Raw genomic sequence first — 24,450 nt, forward strand, 5'->3', positions numbered from 1 at the left:
TCATGCGGGTGTACGGGGGGCGTGAGCGTGGGCCCGGCAGTCTCCGAAGGAGTCGCGCAGCCTGGCGAGCATGGCGATGAGCTGTCCGACTTCGTCGTCGGACCAGTCCTTGAGGTTGTGGGCGAACATGTCGGTGGTTCGCTTGGCGAACTCGTCGAGCATGTCCAGGCCCGCGGGGGTCAGCCGCAGGATGCGGGAGCGCTTGTCGTCCGGGTCGGGGGTCCGTTCGATCCAGCCGCGCTCGGCGGCGTGGGCGACATGCCGGCTGGTCACCGACGTGTCGACGGCGAGGAGTTCGGCGAGCCTGCTCATCCGCATCCCGCCGTGTCGGTCCAGCATGGCGAGCACGGCGGCCGTGCCGGACGGGCACTCGGCGGGCAGGATCCGCGCGAGGCCGCGCTTCACGGCGCCGATGGCGCTGATCTGGCGGGCCAGTTCCGCGTACTGACTCTGTGCGGCCATGGCCAGACCCCCCCGTATCTTGTTGCTTAGGGCAACCATAGAAGTCGATGGTTGCTACAGGCAAACAAAAACGGGCTTGTAGTGGTAAAAAAACACCAAAGGCTTCGCATGCCGCCGGTCATGGCCCGCCCTGGGAGCTATCTGCTACCCGCCCGGGGTTGGGGCCGGTCACCTGGGTTCGCTAGGGTCCTGCCCCATGGCACACAACCCCCATGCTCCCCAAGGTCAGGGCCCCGAGGGCAACTACGACCCGGCGGGCAGCACCCAGATGTTCCGCGCCTTCGTCGACGAGGGTGCGCCGCAGGGCCGCCAGGCGGCGGCTCCCGCGCAGTCGTCCTCGCGCGTCGGTCTGATCGTCGGCGTCATCGCGGCCGTCGTGATCCTCGGCGTAGTGGCCTGGCTCGCGCTCGGCTGATCACGCCGACCGAGTCACCTTCCGCCGGGTCACTTCCATACCGCGGTGACGCTCTGGGTCTCGATATGCGTGCCCAGCGGCACCCGCCAGGCGTCCACGCACACGGTGTACGCCTGCTTTCTCACCGTTCCTGCGGCGATCGGCGTGGGCAGCGGCTGAGCCCCCTCGATGGTCGCCCAGTCGATCCCGCGTGCCCCGATGATGTGCGTCGCGAAGGTGACGGTGCCCGAGGTCACCGGTGAGCTGCCGGTGTTGCGGAACTCCACCTTCACCTTCTCCGAGCCACCTGATCCGCCCGTACTTCCGGGACCGCCCGAGGCTCCGCCCGTACTGCCAGGGCTTCCGGTGCCGCCTGTGCTGCCACCCGTACCGCCGCCGGCAGTTCCCGTGCCGCCGCCGCCCGGGACGGCGGGCACTCGCGCTCGCCCGCCTTCCCGGCTTCTCCGCCGGCGTCTTCCCCTCCGAGTCACCGGACGGCACGGCGCCGTCCAGCGGCACCAGTACGGCCTCGCCCTTCGGCGGCACGGTGGCGGTGTGCGCCTCGTCGGGCCCGGACCCGGCGGCGCCGACCGCCACGTAACCTCGCCGCCGCCGCTCCCGCATGCGGTCAGCGCGCCGCCGAGGCAGAGCGCGACCCTGCGAGAGCTGCTCCATGACGTCGTCGCATCGCGTCAGTGTGTCTGACGTACCGTCAATAAGGAACCCCCGGCCCACGGGGTTCCGCCGGGTTCAGTCGGCGATCAGACCTTCCCGCAACTGCGCGAGCGTACGGGTCAGCAGCCGTGAGACATGCATCTGCGAGATGCCGACCTCCTCGCCGATCTGCGACTGCGTCATGTTCGCGAAGAAGCGCAGCATGATGATCTGCCGCTCGCGGGGCGGGAGCTTGGCCAGGAGGGGCTTGAGCGACTCGCGGTACTCGACGCCCTCCAGCGCCGAGTCCTCGTACCCGAGGCGGTCCGCCAGCGAGCCTTCGCCGCCGTCGTCCTCGGCCGAGGGCGAGTCCAGCGAGGAGGCGGTGTACGCATTGCCGACGGCCAGGCCGTCGACCACGTCCTCCTCCGACACGCCGAGCACCGCGGCCAGTTCGGGAACGGTCGGGGAGCGGTCCAGCTTCTGCGCCAGTTCGTCGCTGGCCTTGGTCAGCGCGAGCCGCAGCTCCTGGAGCCGGCGCGGCACCCGCACCGACCACGAGGTGTCGCGGAAGAAGCGCTTGATCTCGCCGACGACCGTCGGCATCGCGAATGTCGGGAATTCCACGCCCCGTTCGCAGTCGAACCGGTCGATCGCCTTGATCAGGCCGATGGTGCCGACCTGGACGATGTCCTCCATCGGTTCATTGCGGCTGCGGAAGCGGGCCGCGGCGTACCGCACGAGGGGGAGATTGAGCTCGATGAGGGTGTCGCGCACATAGGTGCGCTCCGGGGTGTTGCCCGTGCCCGCAGCGTCCTCGTCCAGCGCGCGCAGCCGCCGGAACAGGGAGCGGGACAGAGTGCGGGTGTCGATGGCTTCCGAGCTGTCAGGCACGACGGGTGCGGGAGCGCTCTTCGTGAGCGTGAGCACCTTCGAGCTGCCCTGTTCTGAGGACATGCCACCCCCTTGAGGTCGCAGACGGTCGCGGCGGCCGCGACCATCGGAGGAACGCAGCCTCCACCTGAATACCGGAGGCGGGGCTGCGGCAAACGCACTTCCGGCAGAATGTCACATGTCGGCAACACGCTGTAGTGACATGTCGACAAGTATCGGGTGAATCTGCGCTGGAAAGAGGGGGTGTGCGGCTTTTGGGTGGCCGGAAAGGGTGCTGGAGTGATCTATCCGTTCCAGCTACGCCTCGATCCTGTTTGCGGATCGCAGTCGAGCAAAGCTTCTGGCCAGCAGTCTTGACACATGCATCTGTGAAACGCCCAGTTCCTGACTGATCTGCGACTGCGTCAGATTGCTGTAATAGCGGAGCATCAGGATCCGCTGCTCCCGCTCGGGCAGTTGTACGAGGAGATGGCGTACGAGATCACGGTGCTCGACGCCGGCCAGTGCCGGGTCCTCGTAACCGAGCCGGTCGAGCAGCCCGGGCAGCCCGTCGCCCTCCTGGGCCGCCTCCAGTGAGGTCGCATGGTACGAGCGCCCGGCCTCGATGCAGGCCAGCACCTCGTCCTCGCCGATCTTCAGCCGCTCGGCGATCTCGGCGGTCGTGGGTGTGCGGCCGTGAGCCGTCGTCAGATCCTCGGTCGCACCGTTGACCTGCACCCACAGCTCGTGCAGCCGGCGTGGCACATGCACGGTCCGTACGTTGTCGCGGAAGTACCGCTTGATCTCGCCGACCACGGTGGGCATTGCGAAGGTCGGGAACTGCACCCCGCGGTCCGGGTCGAAGCGGTCGATCGCGTTGATGAGCCCGATCGTGCCGACCTGGACGACGTCCTCCATTGGCTCATTGCGGCTGCGGAAGCGGGCGGCTGCGTACCGCACCAGCGGCAGATTCGCCTCGATCAGTGCCCCGCGGACCCGGGAGTGTTCCACGGTGCCCGGTTCGAGTCCCTTGAGCTCGCCGAAGAGCACCTGGGTCAGCGCCCGGGTGTCCGCGCCCCTGCTCTGGGGCTTCCCAGCAGTGGCCGGGGGGTCGTCGGGCCGCTCGTTCTGGGGTAGCACCTGAGGCGCAGTACTGGCCGGCACGGTCACGCCACCCCTTTGCGGTCAACTACGGTCAACTCATCCGTCAAAAGCGGTCATAGCATCACAAAACATGTCCACTGTATGCAAGCACCCGATAACGCCGTGTTGACGGTAAGTTGGAATTTAAACCTCAAAAAACCCCTCGCCAGAGAGGCGAGGGGCCTGGGAAGCGGGGGGCTCAGAACTCGTAGTCGGCGATCGCCCACGTGGCGAACTCGCGCCACTGTCCGGCGGCCGCCTGATGGGCCGGGTGCTCGAGGTACCGGCTCAGCGCATCGCGGTCGGCGACTGCCGAGTTGAGCGCGAAGTCATAGGCGACCGGCCGGTCGGTGATGTTCCAGCCGCACTCCCAGAACTGCAGTTCGGGGACCACGCCATCCAGCTCCTGGAAGGCCTTCACACCGGCGAGAACACGCGGCTCGTCGCGCTCGACGCCCTCATTGAGCTTGAAGAGGACCAGATGGCGGATCAAGGGGCACTCCTAGTTGACGAGCTGGGTCATGAACTCTCCGACGCCTTGCGCGGCGCTAGAGATGCCCTCGAATCCTATCTGGACCAGGTCGGCGGCCTTGGCCGGGGAGGTGATGATCGTGTACAGCACGAAGACGACGACAATGTAGAGAGCTATCTTCTTCGTTTGCACCATCAGCCCCTGCCTCCCCTGCGACCCCTGCGGCCTCTGCAGCCCCCTGGTCGTGCGTCGCGTGAGTCTAACGGGCCAGGAACCGGCCCTCACTGCGGGGCTGCACGCGTCAAAGACGAAGGGACCCGGGTGCGATGCACCGGGTCCCTTCGACAAGAGCGGTAGCGGAGGGATTTGAACCCTCGGTGACTTGCGCCACACTCGCTTTCGAGGCGAGCTCCTTCGGCCGCTCGGACACGCTACCGGGAGAGAGCTTAGCCCAAGGTGGGCCGTGCTCTGAAATCCGTATCGGGTGCCCGTCGGTCAGCGCTCGCGGAAGAAGTCCGTCAGTTGCTTCGCGCACTCCTGCTCCAGCACGCCGGGGATCACCTCGGGCCGGTGGTTCAGCCGGCGGTCCCGTATGACGTCCCAGAGTGAGCCGGCCGCGCCCGCCTTCTCGTCACGTGCGCCGTAGACCACCCGGTCCACCCGGGACTGCACGATCGCGCCCGCGCACATCGTGCACGGCTCCAGCGTCACGACGAGCGTGCAGCCGCTCAGCCGCCAGTCGCCGAGCACGGCCGCTGCCCTCTGGATCGCCAGCACCTCGGCGTGCGCCGTCGGATCGCCGGTCGCTTCGCGTTCGTTGTGCCCGGCGGCGAGCAGCGTGCCGTCCCTGGCCAGCACGACGGCGCCGACCGGCACATCGCCGGACAGCTCCGCGCGCTCCGCCTCCGCCAGGGCGAGACGCATCGGCGCCTCCCAGGGATGGCTTACTGGATCGCCTATGGGAGGGGATGGGGGAGCCGGGGTCACTAGCGGACGGTCTCCAGCACCTCGGCCGCGCCCAGCGCGTCCGCGATCTCCGCCAAAGCGTCCGTGTCCAGTGCCAGCAGCTCCTTCTCCGACAGCCCCAGGTCCGTGAGGACGAAGCGGTCGCCGACCGGTCCCGCGGGCACCAGCTCGCCGGCCGGGGCGGACTCGCCCTCCTCGTCGTCCTCGTCCGGCTCTCCGTCCTCCGTGCCGTCGAGGTCCAACGTGTCGAGATCGTCGGCGGGGTCGTCATCGTCCCCGCCGAGCAGTTCATTGGTGAGGATTTCCCCGTACGAGGAACGTGCGGCCGCGGCCGCGTCCGAGACGAAGATACGAGGATCCTCCTCGCCCTCGACCCGGACGATCCCGAACCAGGCGTCCTCCTGCTCGATGTATACGAGCACCGTGTCCTCGTCCACCGAGGCCTCGCGGGCCAGGTCGGTCAGATCCGACAGGGTCTCCACATCGTCGAGCTCTGTGTCGCTCGCTTCCCACCCGTCTTGAGTGCGCGCGAGCAGTGCGGCGAAGTACACCGTGACTCTCCCACTGATCAGAGGTGTGACGACCGGCGGCGCAAATGCTCTGTGCCCCGCCCACTCGGAATCGTGGCAGAAACCAAGCCGATGCGAGAGGTCTTCCGTCGTTGCGTCGGCCATCAGTTCTCACCAGGACCGGTTACCAGCGGAAGGTCCGCATGCGCATCTGCTGGCGCATCCGGGCCGCTCGGGCCCGCCGTGGCTGGACGCGGTCGCGCAGTGCCTTGGCCTCGCCCAGCTCGCGGAGGAACTGGGCGCGTCGCCGCCTGCGCTCGGCATCGCTCTCGGTTTCTATGTCGTACTGCTCGGGATCGGGCTCGGGCTCCGGCATCGGCCACACACCACCCCACGGCTGGTCCGTACTCCCCCTCGGCCCTGCGGCCTGGGGGTACCCCACCACCTTCCCTCCGGAACCTTCCTTGATGCGAGCCCGGGCTACTGTGGGCGCCATGCGGATCCATGTCGTCGACCACCCGCTGGTGGCGCACAAACTCACCACGCTGCGCGACAAGCGCACCGACTCCCCGACCTTCCGGCGGCTCGCCGACGAGCTGGTCACCCTGCTCGCGTACGAGGCCACCAGGGACGTGCGCACCGAGCAGGTGGACATCGAGACCCCGGTCACCGGGACGACTGGCGTGAAGCTCTCGCACCCGCGCCCGCTGGTCGTGCCGATCCTGCGGGCCGGCCTGGGCATGCTCGACGGCATGGTGCGGCTGCTGCCGACCGCCGAGGTGGGCTTCCTCGGGATGATCCGCAACGAGGAGACGCTCGAGGCGTCGACGTACGCGACCCGGATGCCGGAGGACCTCTCGGGCCGCCAGGTGTACGTCCTGGACCCGATGCTTGCCACCGGCGGCACGCTCGTCGCGGCGATCCGGGAGCTGATCAAGCGCGGCGCGGACGATGTGACCGCGGTCGTGCTGCTGGCGGCTCCGGAGGGCGTCGAGGTCATGGAGCGCGAGCTGTCGGGCGCGCCGGTCACGGTCGTCACCGCCTCGGTCGACGAGCGGCTCAACGAGCACGGCTACATCGTGCCGGGGCTCGGCGACGCGGGCGACCGGATGTACGGCACGGCGGACTAGCCGGTTCAGCATTTCCTGGAGGGCGCGGGGTTGGCCAACGTGGCCAGGGCCGCATCCGCGTCCTTCTTCGGGTCCAGGGTCTTGAAGGCCGTGCCGAGGATCAGGTCGACGTCATCGGTCGTGCGGGCGTCGAACTTGGTCGTGGCGCCCTTCAGCTGGGTGCCGAGCAACGAGAAGGGGCCGTTGGTGGCCGCAGGCGCGCCCAGCAGTATCCCGGTGCCGGGGATCTTCTTGTCGTACTCCGCCGGGGCATTGCCCACGTTGCCGATGGCGAAGCCGCGCTTCTTCAGCTCGTCGGCGGCCGCCTTGGCGAGGCCGGCGCGGGGGGTCGCGTTGTAGACGTTCACCGTGATCTGGCCCGGCTTGAGCGTCACGGGCGGCACGGGCGCGGCGGACGGCTTCGGTGAGGGCTTGCAGTCCGTCTTGCGGACGGCCGCGGACGTGGTCTTGCCGTCGCCGACGAAGACGTCGATGAGCTGCAGCGTTCCCCACCCGGCCAGGCCGAGGGCGACCACCACGGCAACGGCTGCCACAACGAACCTGCCGCGGTTGCGCGGGCGTCGCATTCGCGGGTACCTGTCGCCCGTGATGCGGTACTTTCCGCCCATGCCGGGGGGAGTGAGCATGCTCATGGGCGCAGCGTAGTGCGGCCTGGTGCCGATGCCTACTAAACGATCAACCGATTGCGTCCGTACGGTTCCGAAAAGGCCCGAAAGGGTCAGTCGGCGACTGCGGCCGCTACGGCTCAGCCCAGCTCGAGAACGCGGGCGTGCAGCACCTGGCGCTGCTGCAGCGCGGCGCGTACGGCGCGGTGCAGGCCGTCCTCGAGATAGAGGTCGCCCTGCCACTTCACGACATGGGCGAAGAGGTCGCCGTAGAACGTGGAGTCTTCGGCGAGCAGCGTTTCGAGGTCGAGCTGACCCTTGGTGGTCACGAGCTGATCGAGGCGGACCGGGCGCGGCGCGACATCCGCCCACTGTCGGGTGCTTTCCCGGCCGTGGTCGGGATACGGCCGCCCGTTACCGATGCGCTTGAAGATCACACGGAAAGCCTACCGGGCAAGCGGCTCTCGGCGCAGCCACGCGACGCCGGCGCAATGCTGATCAAAATGCCGCAAACCCGGGACAGAGGGTTGTTATGAGCGCCACCGAACAGCCGCCGACGCGCCGGAAAAAAGGATGCGCGCGCCGGCGGCCCGGCCAGGCGGGACGGGTGCGCCCGCGCTGAACGTGTCCCCCCTACACCCGCAGGGGTAGGGGGAGTGTCCTCACGATTTTCAGCCCCTCGGGTCTCCCCCGGACGAGGTCCGGGGGAGATTGAGATGCGGGGTCCGGGCGGAGCCCCGGTTACTCGGTCACTTCGTGGTCGTGGCCGTCGTGCAGGCCGCCGCCGCTGCCCGCGTCTCCGTCCGTCGGGACCGAGACCACCGGCTTGCGCAGCGAGCTCAGGTCGTGGGCGTACGTACCCACGGCATTGGCGATGACGCCGATGTTGGCGGCGAACGCCTTCATGTCGATGTTGCTGATCGTGTCGCACTTGGCGTGGTAGCAGGAGTCGTACGCGACGCCGGCGGTGCCGCCGAACTTCTCGGCCTGCTTGGCCGTCTTGATGCCCTCCGCGCCCGTGAACGTGCCGCCGGACGGGATGCCGACCTCGATGAACGGGCCGTAGTCGGAGCGGCCCGTGAAGTCCGTGCCCTCGTGCGGCTTGCCCTGCTTGTCGAGGAACTCATTGATGTCGCGCTCGAGTTGGGCCGAGCCGACCGGGCCGGGACCCGCCCCCACGCCGTCCGAGTCGTCGCCGTCGTAGACGAAGAGCCCGTAGTTCGGCGAGGCGATCATGTCGAAGTTCAGGTAGAGCTTGATCTCCTGCTTGCCCAGGGCGCTCAGCTGCGCGACGTACGCCTCCGAGCCGAGCAGGCCGTTCTCCTCCGCCGACCACCAGGCGAAGCGGACCTTGTTGGCAGGCTTCGACTTGGACTTGGCGAGTTCCTGGGCGACTTCGAGGAGTCCGGCCGAGCCGGAGCCGTTGTCGTTGATGCCGGGGCCCGCGGTCACCGAGTCCAGGTGCGAGCCGAGCATCACGGTATTGGCCGCGTTGCCGCCGCGGGTCTCAGCGATGACGTTGTTGGTGACGCGCTTCTGCTGAAGCTGGCGGATCTCGAAGGTGATGTTCACCGGGCCCGTGGCAAGGTCGGCGGCGAGCTTCTCGCCCTCCGCCTTGGTGATTCCGCCGGTCGGGATCTTGCCGGTGGCCGGGTCGCCGAGGGTGCCGGAGAGTGCGCCGTCGGCGTTGTTGTAGATGATCGCGCCGGCCGCGCCCGCGCCTGCCGCGGCTGCCTGCTTCTCACCGAAGGTGCAGCCGCCGCGCATGATCAGCGCGACCTTGCCGGTGAAGGTCCCCGACGCGTAGTCGGCGGGCTCGCAGCCGGTCGTCGCGTCCACGGGCACCGCGGCCAGATCGGCCTTGATGCCGCCCACCGGCGTGGACTTGGTGTACGTCATCGCCTTGATCTCGATGTCGAGCGGCGCGGGCGTGAGCACCGAGAGCTTCTCGGCCTGTGTCTCGGTGTAGATGAAGTCGAACTGTTGGTACGAGACGTCGTAGCCGTACTTCCTCAGCTGCTGGTAGACGTACGCGGCGGAGGCGTCGTGCCCGAGCGTGCCGGCGGCCCGGTGGCCGTCCGTCGTGTCGGCTATCTGCTGGTACTTCTCAAGGTGCTTGTAGGCGTCCGTGGCGGACGACTTGGCGACCAGCTTCCCGGCCAGCTTCGACGCGTCCTTCGACGCCTGCTCGCCAGGGCTGTGGCGGTGCGCGGCGGAGGGGGAGGCGGATGCCAGCAGGAGCGGGGTCGCGAGTGCGGCGGCGGCCATGGTGGCCACGGCTCTGCGATGGGTTGCCTTCACAGAGATCCTTCCCGGTGTGTACAGGTTGAGGGGAAGTTAGCGATCTCTGCGGGTTCTGTGAACAGATGTGCCTCAACTCATGGCGCATTTCATCGCATTGACACCAGGACGTGATCCATCCACTTCAACACGCCGAGCGGGCACAGCGGGAAATCAGGAATCTCCGGCCGCTTTTGCGGCGCGCTTCTTCTCCTGCTTGTACGCGCGCACCTTGGCCAGCGACTCGGGCCCGGTGATGTCGGCGACCGAGCGGTAGGAGCCCTCCTCGCCGTACTCCCCGGCCGCCTCGCGCCAGCCCTTGGGCCGCACCCCGAACTGCTTGCCCAGCAGCGCCAGGAAGATCTTCGCCTTCTGCTCGCCGAAGCCGGGCAGTGCCTTCAGCCGCGCCAGCAGCTCCTCCCCGGTCTCAACATCGCGCCAGATGGCGGTCACGTCGCCGTCGTAATTGTCGACCAGGTACTGGCACAGCTGCTGCACCCGCTTGGCCATGTTTCCCGGATAGCGGTGGACGGCGGGCTTCTGCTTCAGCAGTTCGGCGAAGGCGTCGGGGTCGTACGCGGCGATCTGGGCAGCGTCGAGATCGTCGGTGCCCATGCGCTGCGCGATGGTGTACGGGCCGGAGAACGCCCACTCCATGGGGACCTGCTGGTCGAGCAGCATGCCGACGAGGGCGGCGAGCGGACTTCGGCTGAGCAGTTCGTCGGCCTCGGGCTGCTGGGCGAGATGAATACTGGGGCTCATGTCCCGATGATCGCCCCGCTGTGGGCGGGCCGCCAGCGCTGCCCGCGCGGGTTCCCGGCCGGGGCACAGTTCTTCCTCGCAGCGCCGTGGGGTTCGCCTTGCTTACATACCCCCTTGCGGTATGGATGCATGAGGCTTCACGGCTGTCCGTGCCCCCGGCTCTGGTGGGCTTCGTGCTCCTGGTGCCCGGCTGACGGTCGTCTCGTACGCGGTGGGACGTGCCGTCGGTCCGGTGGCGCCTGGGGTGCGGGCGGTGGCGGTGGTGTGCGGGCGGGGACCTGAACGCACGCCTCAGACGGCCGGGTCGCGCGGGCCGCCGTGCCAGGAGTTCCACAGCGCGGCATAGGCTCCGCCGTCGGCCACCAGCTCGTCGTGGGTGCCGAGTTCGGCGAGTCGGCCCTCCGCCAGCACGGCCACGCGGTCGGCGTCATGGGCGGTGTGCAGGCGGTGCGCGATGGCGATGACCGTGCGGCCCTGGAGGACGGCGGCCAGGGCCCGTTCCGTATGGCGTGCGGTCGTCGCGTCGAGGAGGGCGGTGGCCTCGTCGAGTATCAGCGTGTGCGGATCGGCCAGGACGACGCGGGCCAGGGCGAGTTGCTGGGCCTGAGCCCCGTCGAGGCGGTGGCCGCCCGCGCCCAGTTCGGTGTCCAGGCCGTCCGGGAGTTCGGCCACCCACTCGGCGCCGACGGCGGCGAGCGCCGCGGACAGTTCGGTACGGGTGGCCGATGGGGCCGCGATCAGCAGGTTGTCCCGGACCGTGCCGAGGAAGACATGGTGTTCCTGGGTGACCAGGACGACCTGGCGGCGCAGCTGCTCGGGGTCGAGCGCGGCCAGCGGTACCCCACCGACCGTCACCGTGCCCGAGCGGGGGGCGTCGATGCCGGCGAGCAGCCTGCCCAGTGTCGACTTGCCCGCGCCGGACGGGCCGACGACCGCGAGGCGCTCGCCGGGGCGGACGGTGAGATCGACGCCGTGGAGTACGTCCCGCCCTCCGTCGTAGGCGTACCGCGCGCCGGCCACCTCGATCCGGTCGTCGGCGGGAGTGGCGGAGGCCGTCGGCTGTCCCGCCGGGGCCCGGCCAAGACCCTCGACCCTGGCGAACGCGGCGATGCTGCTTTGCAGTTGATCGACCCAGAAAAGGACGGCGTCCAGCGGCTCGGACAACTGCCGCAGATACAGCGCGGATGCGACGACCGCGCCGAGTGTGATCGTCCCGTGGGCGTGCAGCGCGCCGCCGAGAAGCAGGACGCCGACGACCGGCAGGACGTACGAGACCTCCATGGCGGGGAAGAGCACACTGCGCAGGAACAGCGTCCTCGTCCGGGTTCGCCGGCACTCCTCGACCGCGTCCCGGCAGGCCGCGATACGCCGTTCCTGCAGGCCGAGGGCCTCGACGGTGCGGGCTCCGGAGGCGGTGGCTGCGAGCACCTCGGCGAGCGCGGAGTTGGCGGCGCCCTCGGCGAGATAGTCGGTGTGTGCCCGGCGCAGATACCAGCGGGTGGCGAACCAGATGCCGGTCAGGCCGAGCAGACCGCAGCCGCCGAGCAGCGGATCGAGGGCGAAGACCGCGCCGATGATGAACAGGGCCTGGGTCACCGCGATGAAGATCTCGGGCCCGGCGTCGCGCAGGGTGGTGCCCACGGTCGCGACATCGGCAGTGCCGCGTGCGGTGAGGTCGCCGGCTCCGGCCCTTTCCACAACGGATGGGGGCAGGGCGAGCGCCCGCTCTACGAACTGCTCACGGATCCGGGCGGACGTCCGCTCGCCGAAGCGGTGTCCCACGTACCGTGCGAAGCGCGCGAGCAGCAACTGGGCGAGGGCGAAGCAGAGGATGGCGACGGCCCACCGGTCCACGGTGGCGACACAGGGCGGCACGACGCACCTGATGGGGCTCGGCGACGGGTAGCTGTCCATTCACGTGTCCCCCTTTCACGCGTCCTCCTTTCACGCGTCCTCCTCGCCCGCGCCGCGGGAGACCAGCGCTCGGTAGCCGGGCTCGGCCGCGAGCAGTTTCCGGTGGCTGCCCGTCGCAGCAGTCGCGCCGTCGACCAGGTAGTACACCGTGTCGGCCTGTTCCAGCAGGAGCGGCGACGTGCTGGTGACCACCGTCGTGCGCCCGGCCCGGGCGGCACGCAGCCGGGACGCCAGCGCAGACTCCGTGTGGGCGTCGACGGCCGACGTGGGTTCGACCGCCATCAGCACCTCGGGTTCGGCGAGCAGCGCCCGTACGAGCCGGATCCGCTGGCGCTGACCGCCGGAGAGATTGCGGCCCTTGCGCGTCGACCGCCGAATCGAGCCCGTCCGGCAGCCCGTCGACGATGTCCTGCGCAACGGCCGCGTACACCGCCGCCGCGACGGCGTCCTCGTCCCGCTCCGCGCGCCCCGAGACGACCTCCCGCAGCGTGCCGGAGAACAGATCCGCCTCGTTGTCCGCGACCAGGATCCGCTCCCGTATGCGCGCCGACGCCACCTCGTCGAGCATTATCCCGCCCCAAGTCGCCGCCGACGTGGTGAACCTGCCGAGCCGGTCCACCACCGCCGCGCACTCCGCGGGCCGCGAGCTGACCAGCGCGGTCAGCCGCCCGGGCGCTACCTCCACGCCGGACTCGGGGTCGTGCAGTACGGCGGTTGCCGCGGGCCCGTCCACAATCTCCGCGGCGTCCGCGCCCGCCGGTTCCAGATTCAGGAAGCGCACCACCTGGCGTGCGGCGACCAGTCCGCGCCCGAGGTCGTAGCCGCCCTCGATGAAGAACGCCACCGGCACGACGAGGACGGCGACATATCCGTACACCGCCACCAACTCGCCGACGGTGATCGTCCCTTGAGCTGCCATACGGGCCGCCAGCCAAGTCACGGCGGCGAGGAACACCGCGGGCAGCCCCACCCCGAGAGCCTGGATCCAGCTGGTCACGACGCCGACGCGGTAGCCCTCCGCCCGCAGCGTCTGCGATCCGCGCCGGTAGTGGTCGGCGTACAGCCCTTTGCCGCCGAGCCCGTTGAGTACGCGCAGCCCACCCACGAGGTCCCCGATCCGCCCCGCCAGCTCGCCCTGCCGCTCGCGGTAGCGGATAGCTATCCGATTAACTCGAGCCCGGGGCAACCCGGATACCAATCCGGTTCCCCGGCCGCCGCGGCCAGGGTGCGGGCCCGTTCCACGCGCCAGGCCCAGTGATTGCTCGCGCCGAGCTCGCCGACGGTGCCCTCGGCGACGAGTCCGGCGAGGGCCCCGACGGTCTCCTGCAACGGCACCGCGTCGTCCTGGACGTGCGCGTACAGCAGGTCCAGTTTCGCCGTGTCGAGGCGTTCCCGGCTGCGCTCCGCGGAATGTCGGATCACCTTGGCCGACAGGCCCTCGATGTTCTTGCTGAAGCCGGTGGACGGGGCGGGCGGGCGGCCGCCGAGCTTGGTGGCGACGGTGATCTCGTCGCCGATGCCGCGGCTGCGGCGCCAGCGGCCCAGCAGCGCCTCGCTCTCCCCGTGCCGCCCACCCAGAACGCGTAGTTGTTGGACGTGTCGATGAAGGTCCCGCCGACCTCGACGTACCGGTCGAGGATCGCGTAGGACGTCTGCTCGTCGGTGGCCGTGCCGAAGAGCATCGCGCCGAGACTCAGCGCGCTCACCTTGCGGCGGGTGCTCGGGTTCTGGCCGATCGCCCCACGACGACGAAGGCCGGCGCTTCCGCTACGGGCAATGACTGCGCTCTGCACCCGCACAGTCACGTAAGCATCGGTAATTCACCCGAATGGACGCGTCCACGTGGTCGTCCGGGAGGCTCCCTCTCAGGCTCGGAGTCATCCCGACCAAGGAGCTCTCATGGCACAGCAGGCATCGACCTCGTCCGGCACCACCCCGTCCCCCGGGCGCGCTCCCGGCGCCGGCCACACGCGGGCGGCCGGCGGCACCATGTTCGCCGGAGTTCTGCTCCTCGTGGACGGCATCCTCGGCATCCTCAACGGCATCGCGGGCATAGCCGCGGACGACGTCTACACGCGCATCGGCAGCTACGTCTTCGAGTGGGACCTGACCGCCTGGGGCTGGATCCACCTGATCATCGGCGCGATCGCGGCCGTCACCGGCTGGGGCATCCTCATGAACGCGGGCTGGGCCCGCGCAGTGGGTGTGGCGCTGGCCGGCCTCATCATCATCGTCAACTTCATCTGGCTGCCGTACCTGCCGCTCTGGGGGCTCATCGGCATCGCGATCGGCATCTTCGTGATCTGGGCGCTGTGCACGGACTGGTCCCCGCGTTCCGATCGCACGGTGTAGGCCCCGGACCTCGGCCGGCGGCCCGTGGCAGGACGACGGGGTGTCATGTGGCCCTTCCTCTATGAGCGTCAGGTATGAGCGTCAGGCGGGCCGGCAGGCCGTCCCAGGCCCCCGAGTAGCGGCGTCCTGCTGCTACTCGGGGGTGATGCCGGTGTCGGTGAGTATCTGTTCCGCAGACGTGCTGTTGTCGTCCTGGACGGCCATGGTCATCGCGGCACGGGCGGCGGAGGCGTCGGCCTGTGGCGGGATCACCAGGAAGGAGAAGTGATCCTGAGGCCCGCGCGTGATGATCATCGTGTGGTCGTCGACGGCTGACCAGTCGATACGTACCGTGCGGTCGTCGATGACCAGGTGGCCGGGAGCGTGGTCCCAGGCGCTTGCGTCCAGGCCGACGCGTGCGATGGGCCCCAGTCGGGTGGTCAGGGCGGTGATCAGGCCGGGCAGTTGGGCTTCGATGTCACGGGAGCGTGGCCACCATGCGCCGTCGAACAGCCCCACCCGGCTGGAGGTTGTCTCCATTCTCAGCACGGCCGCGCCGGGAGCTATCGGCTGATTCCTTGTGTCGGCGAGGAGCAGGGGAGGCGTCGGGGCGCTGGAATCGGCAGTCATGGGTTGCTGCGACGTCGTGGCCACAGCCGCCCGAAGCCGCCGACGCGATCGGAGATGCGCTCATCGTGCTGGGCGTTGAGCATGTGGATCGCGAGCGCGCCCAGAGCGATCATCGCCATGATCACGAGAAGGGTGACGAAGGTGCCCATGATCCTCACATGCCTTCCGTCGGATCCGGTCTCTGTGCATTGACTGCTCGGGCAGGTGATCGTGCGATCCGGCTGCCTGCTCCATGGCCGCCTTCGGAGTCCCAGACCCGCTCCCGGGTCGAGTCCCACTCGGCCTCGGCCGCGATCCGGAAGAACTCTGCCTCCTGGATCAGGCCGCTCGCGGTGAGGACGCGCAACGGATCAGCGGCGGCGGTCATGAGGCGGGCGGCCGTGTCGGGGCTGGTCTCGGGCGGGATCACGAGCAGGTCCCAGCGGCCGGCGGTATAGGAGAGCAGCAGCAGTTTGTGGGGGTCTTGCTCGGCCTTGAACCAGCCCACGTGCACCAGATGCCCGGCGACGGGCACCTTGCGCGGGATGACCGGCCAGAACGTGGGGTTCACCGTGACGCGGGTGATCCGACCCCACAGCGGGTCCAGTACGGCTGTGAGCGAGGGGAGTTCCGCGGTCAGGTCGCGGGAGCGGGGCCACCATGCACCGTCGATCAGAGTCGGAGCGGCGCCGGCCGGCGCCAGCGTGAGTCGCAGCGGCAACGAAGAAAAGGTCCGGTCTTCGACCGCCGACATATCGAGAATGGTCGCGGTCATGACGCGGACCCTGCTCCGGGCCGATCTGAATCGGCCCGGTGTTGTGAATCGCCGGGAACGACACGAACGTGAAGGCTCGTATGCGAAGTGTCCTCGGTAACACCAGGGTACTCCTGGCCGTTGCCCGCCGGACGGATGCCGGGCAACGGGTTGAAGGCACCGCGGGAGCCCCGTCAGCGGATGGGACGCCGGCCGGCACGCCGGGACCATCGCACAGCGGTGAAGGCCACATCGGCCACGAGGAGCGCGATGCCGATGACCAGCAGATAGCCCAGGCCCTCTGCTGCGACACCGATGATTCCAAGTACGACGGCCGCCAGGACGAGAAGCAGGAAGAGCACCATCACCCGAACACCTCCTCTGTGCTGAGCTGTACTGAGCACCGGCGGTCAGCGGCGCGCGAGTTGCCGTTCGCCGTTGGCGCCCTGCCGGTAGGGCATGCCGTAGTGCTGGAAGATCGATTCCTCCTGCTCGGCGGGCAGCACGTCGTCCGTGCCGATCGAAGGGGCCTTCCTCACCAGTCCCCTGGCGTAGGCGACTTTGATGTAGCCGGGCCCGAGGATTGCCTCGTCGAGGGGGACGAAGACCAGGCGCTGGCGGTTGAGCAGCCCGGTCCGGACGGTGGCCATGGCCGGTTCGTCGGTGGTGGTGTCCACGTAGATCGCTTCGAGCACGCCGATCTTGTGCCCCTTCGGGTCGACGACATCCTGGTTGCGCCACTCGCGGATGTCGGCTGCCTGGATCATGCACTCTCCTTCCTGGACGTGCACCGGTCGGATGTACCTCCGAGCTTGCCTCGAAGGCGAGTGGAAGGGGAGTAGAAGGGGACTGCGGCGTCTGCCGGGCGTCGGCGGCCGGACCAACGGCCCCGGCGTATACACGCCGGGGCCGCCCTTCCGGGCGGTTGCACGTGAGAGTGCACCAACCCAGAGTCAATCTTACTCCCTGAGTACGTCATTTCCGTATATGTCACTTTACGTGCAATGTGGCCATCGAAGGGCTCGGACGCGGCCCGGGCGTTGCCTCATCCGTGCGTCAGCGTGACCATGGCGGACGCCCGGGAGCCGAAGAAGCTGCCCTGTCGCAGCCGCTCAATCGAGGACGGCGAGATGATCGGCGTCGCCGCCGCGCCACTCGATGAGGAGCATGGTCGCGTCGTCGCTGGTGATGCCGCCTCGTTCCAGTTTCAGCGCGTGGGACAGCGCGCGCACCACCGCCCGCACCGGAGCGTGCTCGCGGAGGACGCGGTTGGTGAACTCGATGAGCTGTTCCTCACCGAACTGTTCCCCGCCGACCTGGTGCTCCTCGACCAGGCCGTCGGTGAAGCACAGCACCCGGTCCCCGAGTTCCAGCATCCGCTCGGTGACTTGCGGCTGCTCACCGCCGAAGCCGACCGGCAGCGTGGTCGGGCTGTCCAGCCGGTCCACCACGACGCGGTCGCGGATCAGCAATGGTGCCGGGTGGCCGGCGTTGACCCATTGCAGGTGGCCAGTGGCGATGTTCAGGCACATCATCTGCGCGGTGACGAAGTGGTCAGGCCCGAACTGCTCGTTGATGGCACTGTCCATGAACTCGTAGACCTGGGACAGATCGGTGTTGGCGCGTCGGGTGTGGCGATAGGCGCCGATGGCCACCGTCGCCATGGTCGCGGCGTCCAGACCGTGGCCCATCGCGTCGATCATTGCCACGTGCAGGATGTCCCCGTTGAGGGCGTAGTCGAAGCTGTCGCCGGCCACGTCGTAGGCGGGTTCCAGAATTCCGGCCAGCTCAACCTGCGGGAAGGTCATCGACAGCGGGGGCAGCAGCGACCACTGGATCTCGGCGGCCACGTTCATCGGGGCGCGGCGGCGGGCCAGGAAGAATTCGTCGGTGTAGGCGTCCTTGGTGACGATCATGTCGGCGACCAGACCGGCGAGTCTGCGCAGCAGCCGCCGGTCGTCGCCGTCGACGCTGTCCAGGGTCACGGCCATCACCCCGATCTGGTCACTGCCGTCCAGCAGCGGCAGATACATCCGCACAGTGCTGTCGTGTGGCACCTCTACGGTTGTGCGGTTCAGGAACGCCTTGCCGGAGGGGGAGTCCTCGATCGGTTCGGGGTCACCGACCAGCAGCCGCCGACCGGGCAGCGGCACCAGGAGCATCTGTTCGTAGTCCTGCAGGAGGATGGCGAGGTCCCGGCCACCGATCCTGGCCACCTCTTCGGCGACGAGCGGGGCAATCAGCTGTGGCGGCATCTCGTGAGCCCGGTCCAGCAGCACACCCAGCAACCGCTCGCCGAATCCCTCCGATCGGTCCACCTCGACCTTGCTCCGCTTTTGCTCACCCGCCATCGTCTCTGCCTGTATCCCTTCGTCCCGCTGGTCAGGGGACCTACTGGCGGCTGATGCGATCACGTACACGGGGCTCGTGACACGACCGTGATCAACCCGCACAGCCTGACACCGCCAACCGGCCCAACGCGCCCATTGCGCCAAAGGTGGCATGTCACACCGGTCAGACAGGCGGCTCTGGTCGTCGGCTCGCCGTTCCTGGACAAGGACGACCTTGCCCTCGGCGCAGACGCGGTAATTCTCGTACGTGCGTTTTTCCGCGTGACAGAGTCGTTTCCTCTGCGCTGTCCCCCAGGAGCGCGACGGAATGTGCCCCAGGGGGCCTCGCCGTCAAATGCCGTTTTCAGCTCACCTGTGCATTGATAAGCACAAGATGCAGACATCTCATGCCATCTCGCCGCACTGGGTATCCGTCGAACCGTAAATGCAGATATGCCTTGTCGGGGGCATGTTCAGGATTTTTCCGTGAGTGTTGACCAGTAGATTCCATGCGATGGGGTTTGTCACCAACTGCCGTTCAAGGCTGCACTTCAGGGCATGTTGTGGTGACGAAGTGTGCACCGGGAAAAGACCGGACAGTAAGTTTGCAGGGCGGTCCGTTGGCGTGATTGCATCGGTGAGTGCGGGAGTCGTAATTATTGGTGCCCGGTTTCGGGTGCCAGGCGACCGTTCAACCGGCCTTTGCTTTGCCGTAACCCGGCCGGCGCCACTTCAGTAACCCCCAGAGCATTGAAAGGAAGGGAAGTCATGCGTAACGACTTCACCCCTGCGGTCGAGACCGGCGAGATTTCCGACAGCGAGCTGGACAGCATCTCCGGTGGTATCGCCAGCGCCGGTGCCGATGTCGCCGGCCGCGGCGCCTCGGTGAGCGTCGGCGACGTCGTCGGGACCGTCCAGTCCCTCGCGCCCGCCCTGCCCGTTTCGGAGCTCTCCAGCCTCGTTACCGTGCAGACCGCCGGCATCTGATAGCGCCGTTTGCGACAAGGTGTTATGGGCCAGGAGTATTACTCGACCCACCGGTGCATCTGAATACCAGTAGGGTTTGGCCAGGACCCCGGAACCTCCAGTTCCGGGGTCCTGCATTTTCCGGAGGGCTTTTATGCGCGGATGCGGAAGAACGGCAGTGCTGCCGGGCAGCTCCCCACACGCACCGGACGATCCGCGTCGCCCTCCTTGGCAGGGTGGCGTCGTTCAGGGAGTGTGTCCGGGTTGATGCTGGTTCAGTTCCCGAACCGAGTGAAGCTGGCGGTCCGGAACGGAGGCAGGCTGTGACGTCCACCGATAGGTGGCCATGCGCTCCTCGCCGGTCATCCGACCTGCAAGTGTTGACGGAGCCGCGCGGGCTCGCGCATGCCGCCACGGTCATCAGCGTTCCGGACCGATGAGTTTCTGCGCGCCACGGCGTCCAAGGAGTGGGCGGTCGCGCCTCTCCCCGCCGAAGCGGCTGAATCGGCCATCGAGGTCGAAGAGAGAGTGGTGCGCGATGAAGCTGGTTGTGCAGGAGTTCCTGACGCTCGACGGTGTCTCCCAGGGGCCGGGGTCCCCGGACGAGGACACCAGCGACGGGTTCACGCGGGGTGGCTGGTTCGTGCCGCACCTGGACGAGGAGTTCGACCGGCTGGTCGGCACCTGGCTCGGCGAGGCGGACGCGTTCCTGTTCGGCCGCCGTACCTACCAGAACTTCGCGCGGGACTGGCCGAAGATGACCGACCATCCCTTCGCCGGCATCTTGAACGGCCTGCCGAAGTACGTGGCCTCCCACAGCCTGACCAAGGCCGAGTGGAACCCGACCACGGTCCTGTCCGGCGACATCCCCGCCCAGGTCGCCGAGCTGAAGCGGCAGCCCGGCAGGGAACTGCAGATCCACGGCAGCGCCCAGCTGGCCCAGTCCCTGCTGGCCGCCGGGCTGATCGACACATTGCGGCTCGTGATCGCCCCGGTCGTGGTGGGCCAGGGCCGACGCCTGTTCCCGGACGGCGGCGCACCGGCCGGCCTGCGGCTCGTCAGCCATCAGACGACACCGGGCGGCCTCTCGGTGCACATCTTCGAATCGACGGGGCTTCCGGAGTACGGGACCTACGGGGCCGACGCGTAGGCCCCTGGTGCCGGACCGGCACCGACGGAGGTGATCGCCGGTCGAACTCCCTCACCTCGACCGGCGATCACTGATGATCCCATGTACACGTTCCGCTGGAGTCGCGGATTCCACGGCCTACATGGCCAACTGCCGCTGAGCATCAGTGGCCAGGTGCGGTTGAGCACTGGCCCACGACCTGCGGTTCCGCGGCGAGGGCCGGCCACCTGTCGCTGAACGTCACACAGTACAGCCCCCGGTGATCACGAGGTGTCGAATCCCTGATCACCACAACGGAAGACCGTTCCTGCCTGCTCATCATCGCCTATCCCCACTGGCCTGGGCCAACTCGCCGATGCCCGACCTCCTGCGCCCGACGAGCACTCCGACCTGCTCGCCTGCCTGGCCGCGGTGCCCGATCCCCGCCGCGCCAAGGGCCGCCGCCATCCCCTGGCCTTCGTCCTGGCGCTCGCCGCATGCGCGGTGCTGGCCGGAGCGAAGTCGCTGAGAGCGATCGCGGAATGGGCCGCCGAGGCGCCGCCCGCCGTGCTCACCGCCCTTGGCGGCCCAAGCCTAGAACCCGCAGGCCCCACCGCCCCGGCCGATGCCACCACGAGAGAGGTGCGCGGTGCGCTGGATCACTGGCGCGCTGGTGGTCGCGCCGCCGTGGGCGCCGCTGGTCGCCCTTGCCTTCACCCGTGCACCGACGTTTCTGGGTCAGCCAGTCCCGCATTTCCTGGCCCCTCCCGCGGGGACAGGCATCTTCGAGGCAGGCGGCCTCCAAGTGTTCGGATCTGTCACGCCTGGGCGTGCGGACCTCGACGACCTGCCACAGGCCGAGGGCATGTGAATGCGCCGCATTGTGGCGGTGTATGTGACGTGAAATCGAACAAATTCACTCTTTCAGTTCCCCCTCGAACATATTTCTCATTGCGATTGAGGTTGGGGCTTTCTTTTTATCGGCGGCTTATTTGTCACGACCGCGGTGACGGTCCTGTGACAATCCACAGAAGGGGAAAAGGCCAGGTCATCGCCGCCTCGATGAGGGTGGTCGCCATCAGATGATTTCCACAGGTTTCATTGTGACGGATTCACAGGGTGCCCTGCCTACGGTTCCTTCGCCCCCGCAAGCGACGGGTTCGGAGAAGCCGATAATCGGACCGATCCCGCGCGTGCGAAGAATCCGTAGGCCAACATGTCAGGGATGAGTGAAATTGGCACCCAAGGTGACAGTAAGGAAATATGGAAATCTCGAGCGTGGTCGGAGTCTGCCTCTCCTTACCCCGGAGCAGGCGGTCTACCGGTCCTGCCCCCCGGCCGCGCCACGTACCCTGCTCGACGTCCTTGAGCGCTCCGTCACCGGAACGCCGGAGGCTCTCGCCCTGGACGACGGCACAGTCACACTGACCTACCGCCGGCTCGACGAAGAGGTCGGCCGCATCAGGCGCGTCCTGCGAGCTGCGGGCGTCGGAAAGGGCCACCGGGTCGGCGTCCGTATGACCTCCGGCAGCGCCCACCTGTACCTGGCGATCCTCGGTATCCTCGCCGCCGGCGCCGCGTACGTACCGGTCGACGCCGACGACCCGGACGAACGGGCCGAACTGGTCTGGAGCGAGTCGGGTGTCTGCGCCGTGATGAGCGACGGGTACGTGCTCGAGACCCGCCCTGGAATCGTCCCGCGCTGCCAGGGCGGCCGCCCGGGACCCGACGACGACGCCTGGATCATCTTCACCTCCGGCTCGACCGGCAAGCCGAAAGGCGTCGCGATCAGCAACCGCTCGGCGGCCGCCTTCGTGGACGCGGAGGCCCGGTTATTCCTGCGCCAGGCACCGATCGGCCCCGGCGACCGCGTACTGGCAGGCCTGTCCGTCGCGTTCGACGCCTCCTGCGAGGAGATGTGGCTGGCCTGGGGTCACGGCGCCTGCCTGGTGCCCGCATCCCGCGCCCTCGTACGGACCGGCGCGGACCTCGGCCCGTGGCTGCAGGAGCGCAGGATCAGCGTCGTCTCCACCGTCCCGACCCTGGCCGCGCTGTGGTCACGGGACATGCTCGCCGAGGTACGGCTGCTGATCGTCGGCGGTGAGGCGTGCCCGCCCGAGGTGGTCAGGCGCTTCGCCTGCCACGGCCGCGAGGTGTGGAACACCTACGGCCCCACCGAGGCGACGGTCGTCTCCTGCGCCACCCAGCTCCTCGACGGCGAACCCGTACGCATCGGCCTTCCGCTGGACGGCTGGGAACTCGCCGTCGTCGACCCCGGCGGCGACCCCGTCGTCTGGGGCGAGACCGGTGAACTGGTCATCGCAGGCGTCGGCCTCGGCCGCTACCTCGATCCCGTCAAGGACGCGGAGCGGTACACAGCTCTGCCGTCCCTGAACTGGGACCGCGCCTACCGTAGCGGCGACCTCGTCCGCGCGGACCCCTGGGGCCTGGAGTTCGTCGGCCGCGCCGACGACCAGGTCAAAATCGGTGGACGGCGCGTCGAACTCGGCGAGGTCGAGGCCGCGTTGCTCGACCTGCCCTCCGTCGCCGCAGCCGCGGCGATGGTCCGGCGCACGGCCGGCGGCCTCGACGTACTGGTCGGCTACCTCGTCCCGTCCGACGGCAACCCCGCCACGTTCGACCGGGCCGGCGCGACCCGGCGGCTGCGCGAACGGCTGCCCGCTCCCCTCGTACCCAGGCTCGCCGTCATGGCCGAGTTCCCTACGCGCGGTTCGGGCAAGGCCGACCGCAACGCACTGCCGTGGCCGCTGCCGGCGGAGCCCGCGCCGCATACGGCTGCGGCCAACGCGGCGGGCGGTTCACTTACGGGCGGCTCGGCAGCGGCCGTACCAGGCCCGGCGGCGGCCGCTTCCGCTGAGGCGGGTCCCGCCGGCGGTACGGACCTCGCCGACCCGGTGACCACGTGGATGCTCGGCGTCTGGAGCGACATGCTCGGCGCCGACGTGAAGACCGAGGACGACTTCTTCGACTTCGGCGGCACCAGTCTCGCCGCGGCACGGCTCGTGTCCGCACTGCGCGAACGCTTCCCCGAGGTCTCCGTCTCCGACCTCTACCGGAATCCCACTCCCGCCGCACTGCGCACCCGCATGGTGACCGTGGAGCCGGCCCCCGGCAAACCACCGCAGCACGAACCGGACAGGCGGGACACGCAGGACGAGAAGACCGCGCAGGGAACACCACGGTGGACCGGCTGGGTCCAGACCGCGCTGCAGCCGCTGCTGCTCGGCGTCGCCGGCCTGCGCTGGGTGTTGTCCCTCGGACTCACCGGCAGTGTGCTCGCCGCCGTCGGCTTTACCTCCTGGCTGCCGACCGTGTCCTGGTGGCTGCTCACCCCTGCCTGGCTGGTGATGTTCACCTGGCCCACCCGCGTCCTCCTGGCAGCGGGCGGCGCACGCCTGCTGCGCGGCCGGATCAGGCCGGGTGACTACCGGCGCGGCGGCGTGGCCCATCTGCGCCTGTGGACGGCGGAGCGCTGGGTGGCCGCCATCGGCCTCGCCGGAGTGCCCGGCACCCCGCTGGCAGCCTGGTACGCGCGGCTGCTGGGCTGCACTGTCGGCAAGGACGTCGACCTGCACACCCTGCCGCCGACCACCGGTCTCGCACACTTCGGCGACGGCGCATCCGTCGACCCGGAGGCGGACATCGTCGGATGGTGGATCGACGGCGACCAGCTCCGGGTCGGCACCGTGCGGATCGGAGCCGGAGCGAGCCTCGGCGGACGCGTCACCCTGCAGCCCGGCGCACAGATCGGCGACGGTGCGGAAGTCCTCACCGGCAGCACCGTGACCGAGGGCACGAAGATTCCGTCCGGCGAGTGCTGGGGCGGATCACCCGCGGAGCCGCAGGCCTCCGAGGCCGCCTGGCCCCGCCCGCGCGCGGCCCGCTCCCGTGCCTGGGCGCTCGCGTACACCCTGACGCCCGCCGTGCGCGGCCTGTTGATGGCTGTCGTCACGGCCCCCTCGCTGCTGATGCTCGTCGCGGTGTCCGGCGAGGAGGGCATGTCCTGGTCCGCCCGGCTGCTGTGGCTGCTGCCGCTGGTGCTCCTCGGAACGTTCTGCCGGGCCCTGTTCATCCTCGCCGGAGTCCGGTTCGCCGGCCGCGGTCTGAAGCCCGGCATGTACCCCATGCACAGCAGGGCCGGCTGGCCGCGTGGCTGACCCACGACCT

The 24,450-nt window shown here is 68.9% G+C and carries 26 protein-coding genes, 1 tRNA gene and 4 pseudogenes; 8 read left to right on the top strand and 23 right to left on the bottom strand.

The features are described from left to right. Nucleotides 1-462 carry a MarR family winged helix-turn-helix transcriptional regulator gene (locus ACWDO5_RS16845; RefSeq protein ID WP_450531045.1) on the bottom strand — a complete coding sequence of 154 codons (462 nt, stop codon included), beginning with the start codon at nucleotides 460-462 and terminating at the stop codon, nucleotides 1-3. A gap of 196 nt (nucleotides 463-658) precedes the next feature. Between ACWDO5_RS16845 and ACWDO5_RS16850 the strand changes: the two genes are divergently transcribed. After that, nucleotides 659-877, top strand: a complete 219-nt coding sequence (locus ACWDO5_RS16850; protein WP_450531047.1) for a hypothetical protein — start codon at nucleotides 659-661, stop codon at nucleotides 875-877. A gap of 29 nt (nucleotides 878-906) precedes the next feature. Here ACWDO5_RS16850 and ACWDO5_RS16855 read toward each other — a convergent pair whose 3' ends face one another. The 9 genes from ACWDO5_RS16855 to ACWDO5_RS16895 all read right to left on the bottom strand — a co-directional run bounded on the left by ACWDO5_RS16855 (nucleotide 907) and on the right by ACWDO5_RS16895 (nucleotide 5,849). After that, nucleotides 907-1,149 (bottom strand): hypothetical protein, encoded by a 243-nt coding sequence (locus ACWDO5_RS16855; RefSeq protein WP_450531048.1) that lies wholly within the window; start codon nucleotides 1,147-1,149, stop codon nucleotides 907-909. A 457-nt stretch (nucleotides 1,150-1,606) separates the two neighbouring features. Continuing rightward, complete coding sequence (locus ACWDO5_RS16860; RefSeq protein WP_450531049.1) at nucleotides 1,607-2,467, bottom strand: RNA polymerase sigma factor SigF; 861 nt, start codon at nucleotides 2,465-2,467, stop codon at nucleotides 1,607-1,609. A gap of 234 nt (nucleotides 2,468-2,701) precedes the next feature. After that, entirely contained in the window at nucleotides 2,702-3,547 is an 846-nt protein-coding gene (locus ACWDO5_RS16865; RefSeq protein WP_450531050.1) for an RNA polymerase sigma factor SigF, read from the bottom strand. A gap of 178 nt (nucleotides 3,548-3,725) precedes the next feature. Then, entirely contained in the window at nucleotides 3,726-4,019 is a 294-nt protein-coding gene (locus tag ACWDO5_RS16870; RefSeq protein WP_450531051.1) for a Dabb family protein, read from the bottom strand. Between the two features lie 9 nt (nucleotides 4,020-4,028). After that, nucleotides 4,029-4,193: a hypothetical protein gene (locus tag ACWDO5_RS16875; protein ID WP_450531052.1), complete on the bottom strand. Its 165-nt coding sequence runs from the start codon at nucleotides 4,191-4,193 to the stop codon at nucleotides 4,029-4,031. A gap of 156 nt (nucleotides 4,194-4,349) precedes the next feature. Next, a tRNA-Ser gene (locus ACWDO5_RS16880) sits at nucleotides 4,350-4,434 on the bottom strand. Nucleotides 4,435-4,493: 59 nt separating this feature from the next. Then, a complete protein-coding gene (gene tadA / locus ACWDO5_RS16885) occupies nucleotides 4,494-4,922 on the bottom strand; it encodes a tRNA adenosine(34) deaminase TadA (RefSeq protein ID WP_450531053.1) in 429 nt (142 codons plus the stop codon). A 62-nt stretch (nucleotides 4,923-4,984) separates the two neighbouring features. Next, nucleotides 4,985-5,515, bottom strand: a complete 531-nt coding sequence (locus ACWDO5_RS16890; protein WP_450531054.1) for a tRNA adenosine deaminase-associated protein — start codon at nucleotides 5,513-5,515, stop codon at nucleotides 4,985-4,987. Nucleotides 5,516-5,657: 142 nt separating this feature from the next. Beyond that, a complete protein-coding gene (locus ACWDO5_RS16895; RefSeq protein ID WP_450531055.1) occupies nucleotides 5,658-5,849 on the bottom strand; it encodes a hypothetical protein in 192 nt (63 codons plus the stop codon). A gap of 118 nt (nucleotides 5,850-5,967) precedes the next feature. Here ACWDO5_RS16895 and upp point away from each other — a divergent pair, with 118 nt between their 5' ends. Further along, nucleotides 5,968-6,603, top strand: a complete 636-nt coding sequence (gene upp, locus ACWDO5_RS16900; RefSeq protein WP_450531056.1) for a uracil phosphoribosyltransferase — start codon at nucleotides 5,968-5,970, stop codon at nucleotides 6,601-6,603. A 5-nt stretch (nucleotides 6,604-6,608) separates the two neighbouring features. On the opposite strand, the gene ACWDO5_RS16905 is transcribed toward upp, so the two are convergent. The 7 genes and pseudogenes from ACWDO5_RS16905 to ACWDO5_RS16935 form a co-directional block, all read right to left on the bottom strand. Continuing rightward, the gene (locus ACWDO5_RS16905) at nucleotides 6,609-7,235 is read right to left on the bottom strand and encodes a LytR C-terminal domain-containing protein (RefSeq protein ID WP_450531057.1); all 627 of its coding nucleotides are present in this window, start codon (nucleotides 7,233-7,235) and stop codon (nucleotides 6,609-6,611) included. 113 nt (nucleotides 7,236-7,348) lie between these two features. Continuing rightward, nucleotides 7,349-7,645: a type II toxin-antitoxin system VapB family antitoxin gene (locus tag ACWDO5_RS16910; RefSeq protein ID WP_003955420.1), complete on the bottom strand. Its 297-nt coding sequence runs from the start codon at nucleotides 7,643-7,645 to the stop codon at nucleotides 7,349-7,351. 304 nt (nucleotides 7,646-7,949) lie between these two features. Continuing rightward, the gene (locus ACWDO5_RS16915; RefSeq protein ID WP_450531076.1) at nucleotides 7,950-9,485 is read right to left on the bottom strand and encodes a M28 family metallopeptidase; all 1,536 of its coding nucleotides are present in this window, start codon (nucleotides 9,483-9,485) and stop codon (nucleotides 7,950-7,952) included. Between the two features lie 177 nt (nucleotides 9,486-9,662). After that, on the bottom strand, nucleotides 9,663-10,250 hold the full coding sequence (locus tag ACWDO5_RS16920; RefSeq protein ID WP_450531058.1) for an HhH-GPD-type base excision DNA repair protein: 588 nt from the start codon (nucleotides 10,248-10,250) through the stop codon (nucleotides 9,663-9,665). Between the two features lie 291 nt (nucleotides 10,251-10,541). Further along, nucleotides 10,542-12,104 (bottom strand): annotated as a pseudogene (locus ACWDO5_RS16925) (ABC transporter ATP-binding protein); the annotation flags it as partial. 90 nt (nucleotides 12,105-12,194) lie between these two features. Continuing rightward, nucleotides 12,195-13,317 (bottom strand): annotated as a pseudogene (locus tag ACWDO5_RS16930) (ATP-binding cassette domain-containing protein); the annotation flags it as partial. 5 nt (nucleotides 13,318-13,322) lie between these two features. After that, nucleotides 13,323-13,846 (bottom strand): annotated as a pseudogene (locus tag ACWDO5_RS16935) (aldo/keto reductase). A 217-nt stretch (nucleotides 13,847-14,063) separates the two neighbouring features. Here ACWDO5_RS16935 and ACWDO5_RS16940 point away from each other — a divergent pair. Then, nucleotides 14,064-14,516: a DUF7144 family membrane protein gene (locus tag ACWDO5_RS16940; protein ID WP_450531059.1), complete on the top strand. Its 453-nt coding sequence runs from the start codon at nucleotides 14,064-14,066 to the stop codon at nucleotides 14,514-14,516. Nucleotides 14,517-14,648: 132 nt separating this feature from the next. Here the strand turns inward: ACWDO5_RS16940 and ACWDO5_RS16945 are convergent, their stop codons facing one another. The 6 genes from ACWDO5_RS16945 to ACWDO5_RS16970 all read right to left on the bottom strand — a co-directional run bounded on the left by ACWDO5_RS16945 (nucleotide 14,649) and on the right by ACWDO5_RS16970 (nucleotide 18,209). Next, nucleotides 14,649-15,125: a DUF5994 family protein gene (locus tag ACWDO5_RS16945; RefSeq protein ID WP_450531060.1), complete on the bottom strand. Its 477-nt coding sequence runs from the start codon at nucleotides 15,123-15,125 to the stop codon at nucleotides 14,649-14,651. Then, nucleotides 15,122-15,274, bottom strand: a complete 153-nt coding sequence (locus ACWDO5_RS16950; RefSeq protein ID WP_450531061.1) for a hypothetical protein — start codon at nucleotides 15,272-15,274, stop codon at nucleotides 15,122-15,124. The genes ACWDO5_RS16945 and ACWDO5_RS16950 overlap by 4 nt, the downstream gene beginning before the upstream one ends. A gap of 5 nt (nucleotides 15,275-15,279) precedes the next feature. After that, nucleotides 15,280-15,879, bottom strand: coding sequence for a DUF5994 family protein (locus ACWDO5_RS16955; protein ID WP_450531062.1), 600 nt, complete (start codon nucleotides 15,877-15,879; stop codon nucleotides 15,280-15,282). A 173-nt stretch (nucleotides 15,880-16,052) separates the two neighbouring features. After that, a complete protein-coding gene (locus tag ACWDO5_RS16960) occupies nucleotides 16,053-16,223 on the bottom strand; it encodes a hypothetical protein (RefSeq protein WP_450531063.1) in 171 nt (56 codons plus the stop codon). Nucleotides 16,224-16,268: 45 nt separating this feature from the next. Then, nucleotides 16,269-16,625 carry a PRC-barrel domain-containing protein gene (locus tag ACWDO5_RS16965; RefSeq protein WP_450531064.1) on the bottom strand — a complete coding sequence of 119 codons (357 nt, stop codon included), beginning with the start codon at nucleotides 16,623-16,625 and terminating at the stop codon, nucleotides 16,269-16,271. A gap of 345 nt (nucleotides 16,626-16,970) precedes the next feature. Then, nucleotides 16,971-18,209: a PP2C family protein-serine/threonine phosphatase gene (locus ACWDO5_RS16970; protein ID WP_450531065.1), complete on the bottom strand. Its 1,239-nt coding sequence runs from the start codon at nucleotides 18,207-18,209 to the stop codon at nucleotides 16,971-16,973. Nucleotides 18,210-18,956: 747 nt separating this feature from the next. Between ACWDO5_RS16970 and ACWDO5_RS16975 the strand changes: the two genes are divergently transcribed. From ACWDO5_RS16975 to ACWDO5_RS16995, 5 genes and pseudogenes are all read left to right on the top strand, one after another. Further along, nucleotides 18,957-19,175, top strand: coding sequence for a hypothetical protein (locus ACWDO5_RS16975; protein WP_450531066.1), 219 nt, complete (start codon nucleotides 18,957-18,959; stop codon nucleotides 19,173-19,175). A 517-nt stretch (nucleotides 19,176-19,692) separates the two neighbouring features. Beyond that, the gene (locus ACWDO5_RS16980; protein WP_450531068.1) at nucleotides 19,693-20,304 is read left to right on the top strand and encodes a dihydrofolate reductase family protein; all 612 of its coding nucleotides are present in this window, start codon (nucleotides 19,693-19,695) and stop codon (nucleotides 20,302-20,304) included. A 390-nt stretch (nucleotides 20,305-20,694) separates the two neighbouring features. Next, nucleotides 20,695-20,862 (top strand): annotated as a pseudogene (locus ACWDO5_RS16985) (transposase family protein); the annotation flags it as partial. A 49-nt stretch (nucleotides 20,863-20,911) separates the two neighbouring features. Continuing rightward, on the top strand, nucleotides 20,912-21,133 hold the full coding sequence (locus ACWDO5_RS16990; RefSeq protein WP_450531078.1) for a hypothetical protein: 222 nt from the start codon (nucleotides 20,912-20,914) through the stop codon (nucleotides 21,131-21,133). Between the two features lie 418 nt (nucleotides 21,134-21,551). Continuing rightward, nucleotides 21,552-24,440, top strand: coding sequence for an amino acid adenylation domain-containing protein (locus ACWDO5_RS16995; RefSeq protein WP_450531077.1), 2,889 nt, complete (start codon nucleotides 21,552-21,554; stop codon nucleotides 24,438-24,440). Nucleotides 24,441-24,450: the final 10 nt, after the last annotated feature.

The organism is Streptomyces sp. NPDC000880 (assembly GCF_053599675.1).

Excerpts from the sequence above, each read along its gene's own strand:
- ACWDO5_RS16875 (WP_450531052.1), bottom strand. The coding sequence starts at position 4,193 with ATGGTGCAAACGAAGAAGATAGCTCTCTACATTGTCGTCGTCTTCGTG.
- upp (WP_450531056.1), top strand. The coding sequence starts at position 5,968 with ATGCGGATCCATGTCGTCGACCACCCGCTGGTGGCGCACAAACTCACC.
- ACWDO5_RS16965 (WP_450531064.1), bottom strand. The coding sequence starts at position 16,625 with ATGATCCAGGCAGCCGACATCCGCGAGTGGCGCAACCAGGATGTCGTC.
- ACWDO5_RS16860 (WP_450531049.1), bottom strand. The coding sequence starts at position 2,467 with ATGTCCTCAGAACAGGGCAGCTCGAAGGTGCTCACGCTCACGAAGAGC.
- ACWDO5_RS16845 (WP_450531045.1), bottom strand. The coding sequence starts at position 462 with ATGGCCGCACAGAGTCAGTACGCGGAACTGGCCCGCCAGATCAGCGCC.
- ACWDO5_RS16905 (WP_450531057.1), bottom strand. The coding sequence starts at position 7,235 with ATGAGCATGCTCACTCCCCCCGGCATGGGCGGAAAGTACCGCATCACG.
- ACWDO5_RS16920 (WP_450531058.1), bottom strand. The coding sequence starts at position 10,250 with ATGAGCCCCAGTATTCATCTCGCCCAGCAGCCCGAGGCCGACGAACTG.
- ACWDO5_RS16980 (WP_450531068.1), top strand. The coding sequence starts at position 19,693 with ATGAAGCTGGTTGTGCAGGAGTTCCTGACGCTCGACGGTGTCTCCCAG.
- ACWDO5_RS16940 (WP_450531059.1), top strand. The coding sequence starts at position 14,064 with ATGGCACAGCAGGCATCGACCTCGTCCGGCACCACCCCGTCCCCCGGG.
- ACWDO5_RS16975 (WP_450531066.1), top strand. The coding sequence starts at position 18,957 with ATGCGTAACGACTTCACCCCTGCGGTCGAGACCGGCGAGATTTCCGAC.
- ACWDO5_RS16970 (WP_450531065.1), bottom strand. The coding sequence starts at position 18,209 with ATGGCGGGTGAGCAAAAGCGGAGCAAGGTCGAGGTGGACCGATCGGAG.
- tadA (WP_450531053.1), bottom strand. The coding sequence starts at position 4,922 with ATGCGTCTCGCCCTGGCGGAGGCGGAGCGCGCGGAGCTGTCCGGCGAT.
- ACWDO5_RS16950 (WP_450531061.1), bottom strand. The coding sequence starts at position 15,274 with ATGGGCACCTTCGTCACCCTTCTCGTGATCATGGCGATGATCGCTCTG.
- ACWDO5_RS16960 (WP_450531063.1), bottom strand. The coding sequence starts at position 16,223 with ATGGTGCTCTTCCTGCTTCTCGTCCTGGCGGCCGTCGTACTTGGAATC.
- ACWDO5_RS16895 (WP_450531055.1), bottom strand. The coding sequence starts at position 5,849 with ATGCCGGAGCCCGAGCCCGATCCCGAGCAGTACGACATAGAAACCGAG.
- ACWDO5_RS16955 (WP_450531062.1), bottom strand. The coding sequence starts at position 15,879 with ATGACCGCGACCATTCTCGATATGTCGGCGGTCGAAGACCGGACCTTT.
- ACWDO5_RS16945 (WP_450531060.1), bottom strand. The coding sequence starts at position 15,125 with ATGACTGCCGATTCCAGCGCCCCGACGCCTCCCCTGCTCCTCGCCGAC.
- ACWDO5_RS16850 (WP_450531047.1), top strand. The coding sequence starts at position 659 with ATGGCACACAACCCCCATGCTCCCCAAGGTCAGGGCCCCGAGGGCAAC.